We start from the raw sequence: 15551 nt of genomic DNA, 5'->3' as shown, positions 1-15551 counted from the left end.
GGCGATCAGGGTGCCGGCCCTCATCGGCCGAACAGCGAGGCGAAGCGGGCCACCACCTCGTCCCCGCGGGAGGCGATCTCCTCGAGGTCGGCCGGCAGGAGAGTGACGTCGGACAGGTCGGCCCCCTCGGCGGGCTGAGGACCGTCCTGCAGGACGCTGCGGCCGCCGAGCTCGGTCAGCGCGGTCTGGAAGTCCTCACTGAGGTGGTACTGCACCAGGAGCTTGGCCGCGTTCGGGTGGGGTGCCTCGGCCAGCATCGCCAGCTCGCTCGTGAACGTGGGCACGCCGTCCTCCATGAAAGCGATCGCCAGCGGCTCGCCCTCGGCCGCGGTGCTGATGACCGCTGATTCGATCGCCGGGATGCCCAGGTCGGCCTCTCCGGTCAGCACCAGCTGCGCCAGCGCCAGGCTGCTGTCGGTCACGATGACGTCACGCTGCGCGAGCTGCTCCATCCAGCCCTCACCGAGCTCCCCGGAGAGGGTGGTGTAGTACGACAGTGCGGTACCGGACGCGCCCGGATCGGCGCTGACGATGGTCCCGTAGTCGCCGTTCGCCAGCTCCTCCCACGTCGTGGGCAGGTCGGCGGGGTCGGTGTTGGCGGAGTTGTACATCAACCCGAGGGGCACCAGGCTGTACGGCACCTGCGGGTTCTCCGGATTGTCCAGCCCGTCGATGATCTCGTCCGCGTTGGGCACCTCCGCGTCGGCGATGACGCCGTCCTCGGCCCACTGCATCATCGTCTCGGGATCGGTCAGGCTCACCACGTCGGCGTTCAGCGAACCGCTGGCCAGTTCGGCCTCGACCGAGTTGGCGACCGCGCCGGAGTCCTCGCGCGTGAAGGTCAGCTGGATGCCGAACAGCTCCTGCATCTTCTCCTGGAGGAGTTCGACGCCCGGCCGGGTGTGGCCGCCGCCGTAGAGAACCACACCACCCTCTTCCTGCGCCGCGGTGATCAGCTCCTGGCTGATGCCCTCGATCTCCGCAGCCCCGGAGTTGCCACCCGAAGCGGCCGTGCCCTCCGATCCGTTGCCGCAGGCCGCGACGAGGACAGCGGCCGCCGGAACTGCGAGACAGGTGGTCAGACGACGGCGGGGAGAGCGGGATGCGAACACGGTGCCTTCTTCCGGGATGAGGGGGAACGGGTGATCGGTGGGATCGGGAGATGTGTGGACTGATGCGGTCATGCCGCGGACCGGCCGGCCGGGACCGCGCCGGCAGGCGACGCCGCCGCGGCATGGTGGGACCCGCCGTCCGGGGCGTCGTCGAGCAGTGCCACCGCCGCGCCGTCGATCTCGACGGCGACGTCCTGGCCCACCTCGAACCGCCCGGCACCGGGTCCGGTCGCCTTCACCGGGGCGGCCTGGCCGGGCACCTGCAGCGTGTAGGCCACGTGGTCACCGAAGAAGAGAGCCTCGACGACGCGGGCCGTCCCGGAGCGCCCCTCCCCCACCCGGAGACGGATGTCCACCGGGCGCACCGAGACGGCGACCTCCGCGCCCGCCTGCAGCGCCAGGTGGGACGGGCGATGGGCACTCACCGTCCCGCCGGTGGGTAGCTGCAGCGACACCGTGTCCGCCTCGAGGGCCGCACGCACGACGGCGGTCAGCACGTTCGTGGCGCCCAGGGCGCGGGCGACGAAGCTATTCCGTGGACGGCTGTACACCTCTTCGGGCGGCCCGCTCTGGACGATGCGACCCGAGTGCATGACGACCAGCCGATCGGCGAGGGACAACGCTTCAGCCTGGTCGTGGGTGACGTAGACCATCGTCACGCCGAGGGAGCGCTGGATGCGCTTGATCTCCGATCGCATCTCCTCGCGCAGCCGGGTGTCCAGGTTCGAGAGCGGCTCGTCCAGCAGGAGGAGCGCGGGCTCGTTGACGAGGGCCCGAGCGAGAGCCACCCGCTGCTGCTGGCCACCGGACAACTGATGGGCGTAGCGGTCGCCCATCCCGTCCAGGTGCACCATGGCCAGGGCCTCGTCGACCCGGCGACGGATGTCCTCGCGCTTCGCCTTCGCCGTCGTGGGGCCGTACGCGACGTTCTCCTGCACGCTCAGGTGCGGCCACAGGGCATAGCTCTGGAAGACGACCGACATCTTCCGGCGCTCCGGTGGGACGAAGACCTTGGGGCCGACCAGCGTGCGGTCGCGCAAGCGGATCTCGCCGGAGTCCGGCCGCTCGAAACCTGCGATCATGCGCAGACAGGTCGTCTTGCCGCAGCCGCTCGGCCCCAGGAGGACGACCGACTCCCCTTCCTCGATGGACAGGTCGACCCTGTCGACGACGGGGGCCGCGCCGAAGCTCTTGGTGAGTCGGGACAGCACGAGGTGGGTCACGCCGGGACCTCCGTGGGGTCGATGGGGGTGCGGTGGCTGTCGGACGCCCGCTCATCGGCGGGTGTGGTCAGGAGCACGCCAGCCGTGAACAGCTCGTCGATCTGCGCCGGCGACATCCCGGCCTCGGCGAGGACCTCGCGGCTGTGCTGACCGAGCAGCGGTGCCGGGCGGCGCACGGCGGCCGGCGTGGCCGAGAGCTTCACCGGGGCGCCGATGTGGCGCACCCTCCCCATCCGCGGGTGCTCCGTCTCGACCACCATGTCCCGGGCCTGCACGTGCGGGTCGGCGTAGACCTGCTCGATGTCGTAGAGCGGACCGCTCGGGACACCTGCCCGGTGGAGGTCCTCCAGCCACTCGGCGGTGGTGCGCCGGCGGAGCACGGTCGCGAGCTCGCCGGCCAGTTCGATCCGGTGCTTCATCCGGCCGGGGTTGTCGGCGAACCGGGGGTCGGTGGTCAGCTCGTCGACACCGAGCGCAGCACACAGGCGTGTCCAGTTCCGCTGATTGGCCGCGCCGATGGCGATCCACCCGTCAGCGGTGGGCAACGCCTCGTACGGCGCGGACAGCCGGTGCGCAGACCCCATCGGCCGGGCCACGTCACCCAGGCTGAAGAACATCGCCGTCTCCCAGACGGTGTACGCGATCCCCGCCTCGAGCAGCGACGTGTCGACGAACTGGCCCTCGCCGGTCTTCAGGCGGTGGATGTAGGCGGAGAGCACGCCGTACGCGGCGAAGACACCGGCGTTCAGGTCGCAGATCGGGACGCCCACCTTCGCCGGCGCGCGACCGGGTTCGCCGGTCATGCTCATCAGGCCGCTCATCGCCTGGGCGACGAGGTCGTAGCCGCCCCGGCCGGCGTAGGGGCCGGTGGCCCCGAACCCGGAGATGGAGCAGTAGATCAGCGCTGGGTTCTCGGCGCGCAGGGCCTCCTGACCGAGTCCGAAGCGGTCCAGCAGACCCGGCCGGAAGTTCTCGACGAGGACGTCGGCATCCCTGGCCAGGCGGCGCACCACCTCGGCGCCCCGAGGGTCCTTCAGGTCGACGGCGATGCCGCGCTTGTTGCGGTTCATGGCGTTGAAAGCCGGCGAGTGCTCCACGTCCGAGCCGCGGGACATCCGGCGGGTGTCGTCCCCGCCCTCCGGGCGCTCGATCTTGATGACGTCGGCACCCATGTCGGCCAGCAGCATGGAGCAGTACGCCCCCGCCATGACCTGGGTGAGGTCGAGGACCCGCACGCCCGAGAGGGCGCCCTGGGGGACCTGGTCTGACACGTCGTCTCTCCCGACTGCCTTGCTCGCCTGTGCCGCTGTGTGGCACGCTTTGCCGAGCGGTGGCACGCTGTGGTGCGGGCCACAGTAGGACCGGCAGAGGGTGGCGTCAATCACATGAGGTCGGTTTCCGTCGCACTGGCAGTGCTGGAAGCGGTTTCGGAGCGGCAACCGGTGGGGGTCAGCGAGCTGTCCCGGGAGATGCGGCTACCGAAGTCCACGGTCCAGCGGATGCTCCTGACGCTGAGAGACCTCGGGTGGATCCGCGCCGGTGCCGAGGAGCCCACGCGGTGGTCGCTCACCGCGAAGGCGCAGGCCATCGGCTCGCGGCACCGAGGGGACGAGGAGATCCGGCGGATCGCGCTGCCGGCCATGCACCGGCTCTCCGCGGCGACCGGCGAGACGGTGCACCTCTCCGTCCCGGAGGAGCGACGGATCGTCCTGCTGGACAAGATCGACGGCGCCCACCCGGTCCGGACCCATGCCTCCGTCGGGAACGGCGCACCGCTGCACACGACGGCGTCGGGGAAGGCGGTGCTCGCCGCGATGCCCGAGCCCAGCGCCGCCGCCCTGCTGCGCGCCGCCCCGCTGGAGGCACTCACCCCCCATACCGACACGGACCCCGAGGGCCTGCTGCGCGAGCTGCGGAGAGTGCGCCGCCAGGGCTACGCGGTCTCCGTGGGCACCCGGCACCCGGACATCGCCGCGGTCGGGGCCGCGATCCTCGACCGCTCCGGCATGCCGGTGGCGACCCTGAGCATCTCGCTACCGGCTCACCGGTTCCCGCGGCGCCTGTGGCCGGTGCACGGCGAGCAGGTCACCCGGGCCGCGGAGGAGTGCAGCCGGCAGCTCGGCTGGCAGCCTGACGCCTGACCTCAGGAACGGCGTCGCAGCAGCCGGCTGCCCACCCAGACGACGACGGTCGCGACGGCGGCGGCGACCAACGCGGCCGCGACGGGCGGGCGGTCCGAGCGCACCAGGTCGTCGAAGCCGGGCAGCTGGTCCGCGACCGGTGCCGCCGTGGGCGCGGCCGTACCGGCCTGCAGCGGCACGACGGTCACCGCGCTGGGCAGCCCCTCGCTCGCGACCACCAGGGCACGGGAGTCGGCGGTGAAGCTGATCGCCTCGCCCTGGGGGGACTCCGGCAGGGCCACCCGGACCGGCTCGCCGGCCAGCGCCCCGGGGACGTCCGAACCGGTCAGCGGCCACACGTAGGCATCGGTGTAGGTGCGCAGCGCGACGGCGCTGCCGTCCGCCGCGACCGCCCCGCCGGTGATCATCAGCTGGCCCGCCCGGCCCACCGGTCCCCCCGGGGTGCCGGTCAGGGTCACGTTCACGGTGGCGACCCGCTCCATGGGGACCGTCGCACCATCGGTCAGCGAGCCGCCGGGCCGGTACACACCACTGGACCCGAGCACCTCCTTGGTCACCACGTACGGCGTGCCGTCGGGGGCGACCAGCAGCGCCTCGGCGTCGTGCGCGCCGTCGGGATAGGTCAGCCGGTGCAGCGCGGGGGCGCCGCCGGGGCGCAGGACGTGAAGCGCGACCGTGTCCCGGTCGGAGTTGTTGTCACCGGTGTCGGCGATCCAGACCCCGCCCTCCGGCCCGACCGCGAGGTCCTCGGGGTCGTACGGGTCCACCGGGGCGGTCTGCACGTCGACCACCGCGCACGCGCCGTCGAGCCCGTGGACGGCGACCTGCTCGCCGCCGTCGTTGAGCGCCAGCATCTGCTCGCCCACGACGACGAGCCCGGACAGCTCCGCGAGCCGCGGGTCGGTGATCGAGCAGCGCACCGTCGGCGCCGCGTCCTCGGCCAGGGCGGCGCCCGGGCCGACGGCGACCAGCCCACCGGTCAGTGCGGTGGCCAGGACGAGCCGACGCATCGCGGTGCGGCTGTCCGATCGGTCGGCCTGCTCACGCACGTACCCAGCGTGACAGGACCGCCGCATCCAGTGCATGAACCACGCCCAACAGGACGATCCCCACGGCCGCTCCGACGACGGCGTCGGTGACCCAGTGGAAGTCCAGCGACACCATCGCCACCCCGGTCGCGACCGGCCCGGCCACGCTCAGCCACCAGAACGTGCGCTGCACGCCCGCCGGCAGGCCGTACTCGACCGCCTGCCACCGGGCGACGCCCCACATCAGCACCGCGTTGGCCACGTGGCCGGAGGGGAACGACGCGCCGTCGGCGTGGAAGTAGTACGACCCGGGGAACGCCGGCGCGGTGCGGCCGATGCCGTACTTGAGCGCGTAGACGCCGGCGGTCAGCACGGCGACGGCGAGCACGACCCGGGCGGCCGGCAGCCAGGCGCCCCGCCGCCAGAGCAGGTAGCCGATCAGACCGGCCAGCACCACCAGGATCGTGACCCGCCCGCCGAGCTGGGTGATCAGCCAGACCACCGGATAGGCGGGAGACTCCTTCAGCCCCCAGTCGCTGACGATCTCGGAGACCCGCAGGTCCATCCGCTCCAGCGAGCCGTGCGCGAGCAGGTCGGCGGTCACCAGACCGCCGACCACCACCGACACGAGGACCAGCCACCACGGCGGCCGGCCGGCCGAGACGACGGGCGCGGTGCCGGGCAGACCGGCGTCCCGCACCGCACCCCTCGTCACGCCGCCACCGTACCGGGCCGTGACCGGATCGTGATCCGAGCGACCGGGGCGGACCCAGTCAGGCGACCGGGTTCGTGAACTCCTCGAGCACGGCCGCGAGCGCCCCGTCCACGCGGGCGGTCAGCCGCGTGCCGCCGCCCTCGTGCTGCTCGTCGAGGACCTCGCCGTCCCGGTGCACGCGAGCCACCAGGTCACCCCGGTCGTAGGGCACCAGCACGTCGACGTCGACGTCCGGGTGGGGCAGCCGCTCGGCGACGAGCCGGCGCAGCTCCTCCATGCCGGCACCGGTCCGGGCCGAGACCCAGACGGCGCCCGGAAGCGCCTGGCGGAGCGTGAGGATGTCCTCCTCGCTCATCGCGTCGACCTTGTTGACGACGATGACCTCGGGGACCGCCGACGCGTCGATCTCGTTCAGCACGACGTGGACGGCGTCGATCTGGCCGAGCGGGTCGGGGTCGGAGCCGTCGACCACGTGCAGCAGCAGATCGGCCGCGGCGACCTCCTCCAGGGTGGAGCGGAAGGCGTCCACGAGCTGGTGCGGCAGGTGGCGCACGAAGCCGACGGTGTCGGTCAGCGTGTACTCCCGGCCGTCCGGCGACTGCGCCCGGCGGACCGTCGGGTCCAGGGTGGCGAACAGCGCGTTCTCGACCAGCACGCCGGCCCCGGTGAGCTGGTTGAGCAGGCTTGACTTGCCGGCGTTGGTGTACCCGGCGATGGCCACGCTCGGCACCGCGTTGCGGTCGCGGCTGGACCGCTGGGTGGCTCGCGCGGTGGCCATGCCGGCGATCTCGCGGCGCAGCTTGCTCACCCGGGCGCGGATCCGCCGCCGGTCGGTCTCGATCTTCGTCTCACCGGGACCACGGGTACCGATGCCGCCACCACCGGCGACCCGGCCACCGGCCTGGCGGGAGAGCGACTCACCCCAGCCGCGCAGGCGCGGCAGCATGTACTGCATCTGCGCCAGCTCGACCTGGGCCTTGCCCTCCCGGCTGGTGGCGTGCTGGGCGAAGATGTCCAGGATCAGCGCGGTCCGGTCGACGACCTTGACCTTGAGCACCTTCTCCAGCTGGTTGAGCTGGCCGGGGGTGAGCTCACCGTCGCAGATGACGGTGTCGGCGCCGGTCGCGACGACGATGTCCCGGATCTCGTTGGCCTTGCCCGAGCCCACGTAGGTGGCCGCGTCGGGCTTGTCGCGCCGCTGGCTGACCGCCTCGAGCACCTCGGAGCCCGCCGTCTCGGCCAGGGCGGCCAGCTCGGCCAGCGAGCGGTCGGCGTCGGCCTGGGTGCCCTCGGTCCAGACGCCGACGAGCACGACCCGCTCGAGCCGCAGCTGCCGGTACTCGACCTCGGTGACGTCGGCGAGCTCGGTGGAGAGCCCCGCGACGCGCCGCAGGGCGCCGCGCGCCTCCAGCGCGTAGGAGCCGGCGGTGTCGTCGGGCTCGTCCCGCTGCGCGGCAGGGCGGGCGGGTGTCGGCTCGGTCTGCTCGTCGGACGGCAGGGCGTCGGGGGCGGTCGTCATCGGGTTCAGCGTGGCACGGTCCTTCGGTGATAGCACCTGAGTTGTCATCGCCGGGTACAACGCATCGACCGCCCGGGTGCATCCCGTTCACCGGCACGGGTAGGGGTGTCCGCGACGGAAGCCACGAGCAGGAGGAGGAGCGCATGAGCGAGAGCGGCGCCAGCACCCCGGGGACCGACAGCGGGCTCGACGATCCGGGCCGAGACCCGAAGGGCATCTCCCAGCCCCGCAACATCTTCGGCGGGGCGGATCAGGACACCGGCCGCGGCGAGCCGCGCGGCACGGGCAACGTGGGGCCGGCCGACAAGCCCGAGGCCCCCACCGACGAGCCGGAGACGCGGGCGGACACGCCCGACTCCCCCTGACCGGGATCAGCCGGCGAGCCACTCCGGGCACAGCGTGCCGGCCGACACCAGGACCGCCGGCCCGCTAAGCACCGTCGTCCCGGGGGTCACCTGCACCGACAGGCGACCCCCGGGCACGTCGACGACGACGGTGCCCTCGGTCGCCCCTCCGGCGCGCAGCACTGCGTACGCCGCCGCGCAGGCACCGGTGCCGCAGGACCGGGTCTCCCCCACCCCGCGCTCGGAGACGCGCAGCCGGACGTGCGCGCCGGGCTCGACGACGTTGACCAGCTCGACGTTGACGCCCTCGGGGAACAGCGCCGCGTCGACGACCGGCGGGCTGGTGAGGTCGAGGGTGTCCACGGGGACGTCGGTGAGGCAGGCCAGGTGCGGGTTCCCCATGGAGACCGCCGCACCCGGGAAGACGTGGCCGTCCAGCCGGGCCTCGCCCTCGCCGAACGGGCGCGCGGGGCCCATGTCCACCCAGTAGCCGCCGTCTGCAGCGGCCCCGACCCGCCGGGGGCCGCCGCGGGTTCCCACCAGCAGCCCGTCGGCGCAGGCCATGCGGCCGACGAGGCCTTCGCTGATCAGGGCGTGCAGGAACAGCCGGATGCCGTTGCCGCACATCTCCGCGTAGGAGCCGTCGGCGTTGCGGTGGTCCATGAACCACTCGCAGCGCCCGAGGTCGTCGCCCAGCACGGCCGCCGCGTCGGGGACGTGCACGCTGCGCACCAGCCGCAGGACGCCGTCGCCCCCTAGGCCGGCCCGGCGCTCGCAGAGCCGCCGCACCATCGCGGCGTCCAGCCGGTCCTCCGGCCACACCGCGCCGTCGGGGTCGGGCAGCAGCACGAAGTCGTTCTCGGTGCCGTGCCCGATCAGCACGCGGGGCGAGGAGGTCACCGGTCGATCGTAGGCGCGGTGATCACCGCGGTGGCGGCGTCGGCCAGGTCCGGGCGCGCGGCGTCGAGCCACGTGGTCGTGGCGTCCCGGCGGAACCAGGAGCGCTGCCGGCGGACGAACCGGCGGGTGGCGGTGACGGTGCGCTCTCGCGCCTCGTCGGCGGAGAGCACGCCGTCGAACTGCGCCAGCACCTGGGCGTACCCGAGGGCGCGGGAGGCCGTCGGCCCCTCACGGAGCCCGTCGGCGGCCAGCGCCGCCACCTCGTCGACGAAGCCCGCCGCCCACATCCGGTCCACGCGGACGGCGACCCGCTCGTCCAGCTCGGCCGGAGCGCGGTCCAGGCCGAGGACGACGGCCGGATAGTGCGGCCGCGGCTCGGGCAGCTCCGCCCGGAAGGGACCGCCGGTCAGCTCGATCACCTCCAGCGCGCGCACGATGCGGCGTCCGTTGCTGGGCAGCACCGCCGCCGCGGCCGCCGGGTCGAGCCCGGCCAGCCGCGCGTGCAGCGCCGCCGGGCCGACGGCGGCGAGCTCTGCCTCCAGCCGCGACCGGATCACCGGGTCGGTGCCGGGGAAGTCCAGCTCGTCGAGGACGGCGCGCACGTACAGGCCGGAGCCGCCGACGAGGAACGGCACGGTGCCCGCGGCGCGCAGCCGGTCGATCTCGGCCCGGGCGCGCTGCCGGTACTCGGCCACCGACGCCGGCTCGCGCACGTGCCACAGGTCCAGCAGGTGGTGCGGCACTCCCCCGCGCTCGGCGAGGTCGGGCTTGGCGGTGCCGATGTCCATGCCGCGGTACAGCTGCATGGAGTCCGCGTTGACCACCTCGCCGCCCAGCCGCCGGGCCAGCGCCACGGCGAGCGCGGTCTTCCCGGTGGCGGTCGGCCCGACGACGGCGACGACCGGCGGCGCGGTCACGCCACGATCCAGTCGGCCACCGGGTAGGCCACCCCGAACGGGGCGGCGTCGTGCCGGAGCCGCGCGGTGACGTCCCGGCCCGCGAACGCGGCACCGACCGCCCGCCAGGTCGGCACCCCCGCGGCGAGCAGCCGCTCGCCCTCCGCCGGGTCCAGGGCCGCCAGCGCCGCGGCGTCCCCGGCGGCCAGGGCCGCGGTGACGGCGGCGTCGAACGGTCCGGCCGCGGCGTCCAGGTAGCCCGGGGCCTTGACGGAGCGCCGGGCGGAGCCGTCGCCCATCGCGAGCACGCCCACCGGGGCCGGCAGGTCGCGCAGCAGCTGATCCAGATCGGCCGGCCCCACGCCCAGCCGCGTGCCGCCGAAGGCCACCTCGTCGAGCAACCAGGCGCCCACGGTGTGTGCCAGCGGCAGCCGGCGCCCACCGGGCCCGAGCCGGCCGTCGAACGGCAGCCGGACGTCGACGCCGTACCCGCGCAGATCGCCGCCGTCCCCCGGGCCGAACCGCTCCCCCGGCGCCGGCCCGGCGCCCACGACGACCACCACCTCCGGGGTGGCCGCGAGGAGCGCCGTCACCGCATCGACGCAGGCCGACCGCAGGGCGCGGGTCTCCGCCGCCGGGGACCCCTCCACCGCCGGGAGCAGCAACGGCGGGCACGGGCAGAACGCGACGGTGGCCGACGCGTGGGAGGTCCGGGCGGGGCGGTCGCCGGAAGGGGAGGTCACGGCAGCAGTGTCGCCGATGGGACGTGGAACACTGCGGGACGTGTCGAGCACGGACGACCCCGGCAACGGGGTGCAGCAGGCCGCTCCGCCGATTGCGGAGAACCCAGAGACCACCGCCCCCGAGGCGGCGCAGGAGACCGGCAGCCCCGACGCGGTGACCCCCGCGGCCGGCACGCCGGCGGCGCCCACCCCGGCGGACGCGGCGCTCCCCGACCCCGCCGGCGAGCCGGAACCGGCGCCCGCAGCGGCACCGGTCCCCGCGCCCGCACCACCGCCGGCCCCCGCGCCGGCACCGGCGGCACCACCGGTGGAGACGGTGGTGAGCGACCCCGCGCAGTGGGGCCGGGTGGACGAGCAGGGCACCGTCTACGTGCGCACGACCGAGGGCGAGCGCGAGGTCGGGTCCTGGCAGGCCGGCGAGGCCGAGGCCGGCCTGGCCCACTACGGCCGCCGGTACGACGACCTCGCCACCGAGGTGGCGCTGCTCGAGGCGCGGCTCAAGGCGCACACCGGCAACCCGGCCGAGATCAAGGCCAAGGCGGAGGCGCTCGCCGAGTCCCTCCCCACCGCGGCCGCCGTCGGCGACCTCGAGGGGCTGGCCGCCCGCGCCCGCGCCATGGTGGCGACGGCGGAGGCCGCCGCCGCCGAGTACCGCGCCGAGAAGGCCGCCGCCCGCGCCGCCCAGGTCGCCCGCAAGGAGGCGCTGGCCGCCGAGGCGGAGCAGCTCGCCGCGGAGTCGACGTCCTGGAAGGCCACCGGCGACCGCCTCAAGGCGATCGTCGAGGAGTGGAAGACCATCCGCGGCATCGACCGGAAGACCGACGAGGCGCTGTGGACCCGGTTCGCGGCCGCCCGGGATGCGTTCGGCCGCCGGCGCGGTGCCCACTTCGCCGGGCTGGACGCCCAGCGCGGCGAGGCCCGCGCCGCCAAGCAGGAGCTCATCGCCGAGGCGCAGCGGCTGTCGACGTCGACCGAGTGGGGGCCCACCAGCGCGGCCATGCGCGCGCTGATGGACCGCTGGAAGGCGGTGCCCCGGACCGGCCGCGACGGCGACGACGACCTGTGGAAGCAGTTCCGGGCCGCGCAGGACGTCTTCTTCAACGCGCGCGCCGAGCAGGACAAGGCGCGCGACGCCGAGCAGGTCGCGAACCAGCAGGCCAAGGAGGAGCTGCTCGCCGAGGCGGAGAAGCTCGACCCGTCCACCGACCTGCGCGGCGCCCAGAACGCGCTGCGCAAGCTCCAGGAGCGCTACGACGCCATCGGGCACGTGCCGCGCGCCGTCATGCGGCAGCTCGAGGACCGCATGCAGGCGGTCGAGCAGAAGATCCGGGGCGCCGCCGACGCCGGCCGCGTCCGCACCGCTCCGGAGAACCCGATGGTCACCTCGATGCGCGCCGCGGTCACCAAGGCCGAGGAGCAGCTGGCCAAGGCCGAGGCCGCGGGTGACCAGCGCCGGATCGACGAGGCGCAGGCCAACCTCGTCACGCGGCAGGAGTGGCTGGCCGAGGCGGAGAAGTCCGCCGGCCGCCGCTAGCAGCTCCCCGACGACCGACGCCCCCGCCCGGGACCTCCCCGGCGGGGGCGTCGTCGTCAGGTCACGAGGTCGCGCAGCCGGCGGCGAGGACCGGCAGCGGCGCCGGGACACCGATCGACGGCATCCCCAGGGAGACCCCCGGCGTCGTCGGCCGGGTGCCGGCCTCGCTCGCGTCGCCGGCCCGGGTGCGCCGGTGCGACAGCAGCGCGCCCTCGGCGACCAGGTGGTGCGGCGCGGCCTCGGTGATCACGGTCTCGACGACGTCGCCGGGGCGCACGCCGTCGGCCGCCGTGAAGTGCACGAGCCGGCCGTCGCGGCCGCGGCCGGAGAGGCGGCCGCGTGCGGCGTCCTTGCTGCCCTCGCCCGAGGCGACGAGCAGCTCGATCTTCCGCCCGATGAGCCTGCGGTTCTCGTCCCAGCTGATCTGGTCCTGCAGGGCGGTCAGCCGCAGGTACCGCTCCTGGACGACGTCCTTGGGCAGCTGCCCGTCCATCTCGGCCGCGGGCGTCCCGGGGCGCTTGGAGTACTGGAAGGTGAAGGCGCTGGCGAAGCGGGCCCGCCGGACGACCTCGAGCGTCTGCTGGAAGTCCTCCTCGGTCTCGCCAGGGAAGCCGACGATGATGTCGGTGGTGATCGCCGCGTCGGGCATGGCGGCGCGGACCCGGTCGATGATGCCCAGGTAGCGGTCCTGCCGGTAGCCGCGGCGCATCCGGCGCAGCACGTCGTCCGAGCCGCTCTGCAGCGGCATGTGCAGCTGGTGGCAGACCGCCGGCGTCTCGGCCATCGCCTCGATGACGTCGTCGGTGAACTCGCGCGGGTGCGGGCTGGTGAACCGGATCCGCTCCAGCCCGTCGATCCGCCCGGCCGCGCGCAGCAGGTCGGCGAAGGCGCCGCGGTCGCGGAACTCCACGCCGTAGGCGTTCACGTTCTGCCCGAGCAGGGTCACCTCGAGCACGCCCTGGTCGACCAGCGCCTGCACCTCGGCGAGGATCTCGCCGGGACGGCGGTCCTTCTCCTTGCCGCGCAGGGCCGGGACGATGCAGAACGTGCAGGTATTGTTGCAACCGACGCTGATCGAGACCCAGCCGGAGTAGGCGGAGTCGCGCTTCGCCGGCAGCGTCGACGGGAATACCTCGAGCGACTCGACGATCTCGACCTGGGCCTCGGCGTTGTGCCGCGCCCGGTCCAGCAGCGCCGGGAGGGACCCGACGTTGTGCGTGCCGAAGACGACGTCGACCCACGGGGCCCGCCGGACGATCTCGCCGCGGTCCTTCTGCGCCAGGCAGCCGCCGACGGCGATCTGCATGCCGGGGTGGGCGTCCTTCACCGGCCGCAGGTGACCGAGGTTGCCGTACAGCCGGTTGTCGGCGTTCTCGCGCACCGCGCAGGTGTTGAGGACGACGACGTCGGCGTCCTCCTCCTCGCCCGCGGCGGTGTAGCCGGCCTCCTCGAGCAGGCCGGACAGGCGCTCGGAGTCGTGCACGTTCATCTGGCACCCGTACGTGCGCACGCGGTAGGTGCGCGCGGGTGCCTCCAGCTCGGTTCCCATGACGACAGCGAGGGTACGGCGCGCTCGCGGCAGGCCCGCCGGGTCGGGCGAGCCGGGCCGGTGCCGGCGCGCGAGCGGCAGCGCTTCGTTACCTCTTCGTGATCGTCGCGATCACTCCGCGTGCACCCAGCGCCCTTAGGGTCCCCAAGATGACCAGCCGTTCGAACGGAGAGCCGCTCGTTCGCCTGTCCGGCGTCAACAAGTGGTTCGGTGAGCTGCACGTTCTGCAGGACATCGACCTGGACATCGCCCGCGGCGAGGTCGTCGTCGTCATCGGCCCGTCGGGCTCCGGCAAGTCGACGCTGTGCCGCGCGATCAACCGGCTCGAGCCGATCGAGAAGGGCGAGATCACCATCGACGGCGAGCGCCTCCCCGAGGAGGGCAAGGAGCTCGCCCGGCTGCGCGCCGACGTCGGCATGGTGTTCCAGAGCTTCAACCTCTTCGCGCACAAGACGATCCTGGAGAACGTCACCCTCGGGCCGATCAAGGTGCGCAAGCAGTCGAAGGCCGACGCGGACAAGCGTGCGCGCGAGCTGCTCGACCGGGTGGGCGTCAGCGCCCAGGCGGACAAGTACCCCGCACAGCTGTCCGGAGGCCAGCAGCAGCGCGTCGCGATCGCGCGGGCGCTGGCCATGGAGCCCAAGGTGATGCTCTTCGACGAGCCGACCTCGGCGCTCGACCCGGAGATGATCAACGAGGTCCTCGAGGTCATGGTCGGCCTGGCGAAGGACGGCATGACGATGGTCGTCGTCACCCACGAGATGGGGTTCGCCCGCCGGGCGGCCAACCGCGTCGTGTTCATGGACGGCGGCCGGATCGTCGAGACCGCCGAGCCCGAGACCTTCTTCACCAACCCGCAGTCGGAGCGGGCCCAGGACTTCCTGTCCAAGATCCTCACCCACTGATCGCACGAGACCGTCAAAGCGAGAGGAACGAACCATGAGTTTCCGCCGCAGCGCCCTGGTGGCCACCCTGTCCGTCGTCGCCCTCACCGCCGCCGCGTGCGGCGGCGGTGAGGACGAAGCGGCCGCCCCCGAGCCGGACGTCGCCGAGGCCCCCGAGTTCGAGGCGGGGACGACGATGGCCGAGATCGCCGAGGCGGGCACGATCACCGTCGGCACCAAGTTCGACCAGCCCGGCTTCGGCCTGGAGACCCTCGACGGCGAGCTCGAGGGCTTCGACGTCGAGATCGCCAAGATCATCGCCGCCGAGCTCGGCATCGCCCCCGAGGACATCCAGTGGGAGCAGACCCCCTCCGCCGTGCGCGAGGAGGTCATCGAGGGCGGCGAGGTGGACATGGTCGTCGCCACCTACACGATCAACGCCGAGCGCGCCGAGCGGATCACCTTCGCCGGGCCGTACTACGAGGCCGGCCAGCAGATCATGGTCGCGGCCGACAACGACACGATCACCGGGCCGGAGTCGTTCACCGAGAACCCGGACGCGACCGTCTGCTCGGTGACCGGCTCGACCCCGTCGGAGCAGATCCGCGAGTACCTGGCGAGCGACTCGCAGCTGGTGCTGTTCGATGAGTACTCGCAGTGCGCCGACGCCCTGGGCAACGGCCAGGTGGACGCCGTCACGACCGACAACGTGATCCTGCTGGGCTTCGTCTCCGAGTCCGACGGCGAGTTCAAGCTCGTCGGCGAGCAGTTCACCGAGGAGCCGTACGGCATCGGCATCCAGAAGGGCGACGTCGCCTTCTGCGAGTTCATCAACGAGACCCTCGCCGCGAACGAGGAGGCCTACGTGGCCGCCTGGGAGGCCACCGCGGGTCAGATCGAGGGCACCCAGACGCCGGAGCTCCCCGAGCCCGCCGAGTGCGTCTGACCGTCCTACCGGGCAGC

15 protein-coding genes are annotated in these 15551 nt (G+C 73.6%); 5 read left to right on the top strand and 10 right to left on the bottom strand.

Features of this window, described 5'->3' with window-relative positions; genetic code table 11:
* Positions 1–20: 20 nt before the first annotated feature.
* From ACI790_RS00220 to ACI790_RS00210, 3 genes are all read right to left on the bottom strand, one after another.
* Complete coding sequence (locus tag ACI790_RS00220) at positions 21–1112, bottom strand: ABC transporter substrate-binding protein (RefSeq protein ID WP_456567759.1); 1092 nt, start codon at positions 1110–1112, stop codon at positions 21–23.
* A 68-nt stretch (positions 1113–1180) separates the two neighbouring features.
* Positions 1181–2335, bottom strand: coding sequence for an ABC transporter ATP-binding protein (locus ACI790_RS00215; protein ID WP_456567758.1), 1155 nt, complete (start codon positions 2333–2335; stop codon positions 1181–1183).
* Positions 2332–3606 carry a CaiB/BaiF CoA transferase family protein gene (locus tag ACI790_RS00210; protein ID WP_456567757.1) on the bottom strand — a complete coding sequence of 425 codons (1275 nt, stop codon included), beginning with the start codon at positions 3604–3606 and terminating at the stop codon, positions 2332–2334. Before ACI790_RS00210 ends, ACI790_RS00215 begins: the two co-directional genes overlap by 4 nt.
* A 114-nt stretch (positions 3607–3720) precedes the next feature.
* Between ACI790_RS00210 and ACI790_RS00205 the strand changes: the two genes are divergently transcribed.
* Positions 3721–4476: an IclR family transcriptional regulator gene (locus ACI790_RS00205; RefSeq protein WP_456567756.1), complete on the top strand. Its 756-nt coding sequence runs from the start codon at positions 3721–3723 to the stop codon at positions 4474–4476.
* Between the two features lie 2 nt (positions 4477–4478).
* On the opposite strand, the gene ACI790_RS00200 is transcribed toward ACI790_RS00205, so the two are convergent.
* The 3 genes from ACI790_RS00200 to hflX are packed head-to-tail and all read right to left on the bottom strand — an operon-like array spanning position 4479 to position 7738.
* Positions 4479–5525 carry a hypothetical protein gene (locus ACI790_RS00200; protein WP_456567755.1) on the bottom strand — a complete coding sequence of 349 codons (1047 nt, stop codon included), beginning with the start codon at positions 5523–5525 and terminating at the stop codon, positions 4479–4481.
* A complete protein-coding gene (locus tag ACI790_RS00195) occupies positions 5518–6219 on the bottom strand; it encodes a phosphatase PAP2 family protein (RefSeq protein ID WP_456567754.1) in 702 nt (233 codons plus the stop codon). Before ACI790_RS00195 ends, ACI790_RS00200 begins: the two co-directional genes overlap by 8 nt.
* Positions 6220–6277: 58 nt before the next feature.
* On the bottom strand, positions 6278–7738 hold the full coding sequence (gene hflX, locus ACI790_RS00190; protein ID WP_456567753.1) for a GTPase HflX: 1461 nt from the start codon (positions 7736–7738) through the stop codon (positions 6278–6280).
* Between the two features lie 143 nt (positions 7739–7881).
* On the opposite strand from hflX, the gene ACI790_RS00185 reads away from it, so the two are divergent.
* Positions 7882–8103, top strand: coding sequence for a hypothetical protein (locus ACI790_RS00185; protein WP_456567752.1), 222 nt, complete (start codon positions 7882–7884; stop codon positions 8101–8103).
* 6 nt (positions 8104–8109) lie between these two features.
* On the opposite strand, the gene dapF is transcribed toward ACI790_RS00185, so the two are convergent.
* From dapF to ACI790_RS00170, 3 genes are read right to left on the bottom strand one after another with little or no spacing between them, the layout of a single operon-like run.
* Positions 8110–8982, bottom strand: a complete 873-nt coding sequence (gene dapF, locus ACI790_RS00180; RefSeq protein WP_456567751.1) for a diaminopimelate epimerase — start codon at positions 8980–8982, stop codon at positions 8110–8112.
* Positions 8979–9899 (bottom strand): tRNA (adenosine(37)-N6)-dimethylallyltransferase MiaA, encoded by a 921-nt coding sequence (gene miaA / locus ACI790_RS00175; protein WP_456567750.1) that lies wholly within the window; start codon positions 9897–9899, stop codon positions 8979–8981. The genes dapF and miaA overlap by 4 nt, the downstream gene beginning before the upstream one ends.
* Positions 9896–10621 carry a hypothetical protein gene (locus tag ACI790_RS00170; protein ID WP_456567749.1) on the bottom strand — a complete coding sequence of 242 codons (726 nt, stop codon included), beginning with the start codon at positions 10619–10621 and terminating at the stop codon, positions 9896–9898. Before ACI790_RS00170 ends, miaA begins: the two co-directional genes overlap by 4 nt.
* Before the next feature lie 40 nt (positions 10622–10661).
* Between ACI790_RS00170 and ACI790_RS00165 the strand changes: the two genes are divergently transcribed.
* Complete coding sequence (locus tag ACI790_RS00165) at positions 10662–12155, top strand: DUF349 domain-containing protein (RefSeq protein WP_456567748.1); 1494 nt, start codon at positions 10662–10664, stop codon at positions 12153–12155.
* Between the two features lie 61 nt (positions 12156–12216).
* Here ACI790_RS00165 and miaB read toward each other — a convergent pair whose 3' ends face one another.
* Positions 12217–13704: a tRNA (N6-isopentenyl adenosine(37)-C2)-methylthiotransferase MiaB gene (miaB, locus tag ACI790_RS00160; protein WP_456567747.1), complete on the bottom strand. Its 1488-nt coding sequence runs from the start codon at positions 13702–13704 to the stop codon at positions 12217–12219.
* Between the two features lie 149 nt (positions 13705–13853).
* On the opposite strand from miaB, the gene ACI790_RS00155 reads away from it, so the two are divergent.
* The gene (locus ACI790_RS00155; RefSeq protein ID WP_456567746.1) at positions 13854–14609 is read left to right on the top strand and encodes an amino acid ABC transporter ATP-binding protein; all 756 of its coding nucleotides are present in this window, start codon (positions 13854–13856) and stop codon (positions 14607–14609) included.
* A gap of 34 nt (positions 14610–14643) precedes the next feature.
* Positions 14644–15534 (top strand): glutamate ABC transporter substrate-binding protein, encoded by an 891-nt coding sequence (locus tag ACI790_RS00150; protein ID WP_456567745.1) that lies wholly within the window; start codon positions 14644–14646, stop codon positions 15532–15534.
* Positions 15535–15551: the final 17 nt, after the last annotated feature.

The sequence above is a fragment of the Blastococcus sp. SYSU DS0539 genome (assembly GCF_054050855.1).
Note: the sequence above shows the minus strand (reverse complement) of the source record. Positions and strands in the feature narration are given on the sequence as shown.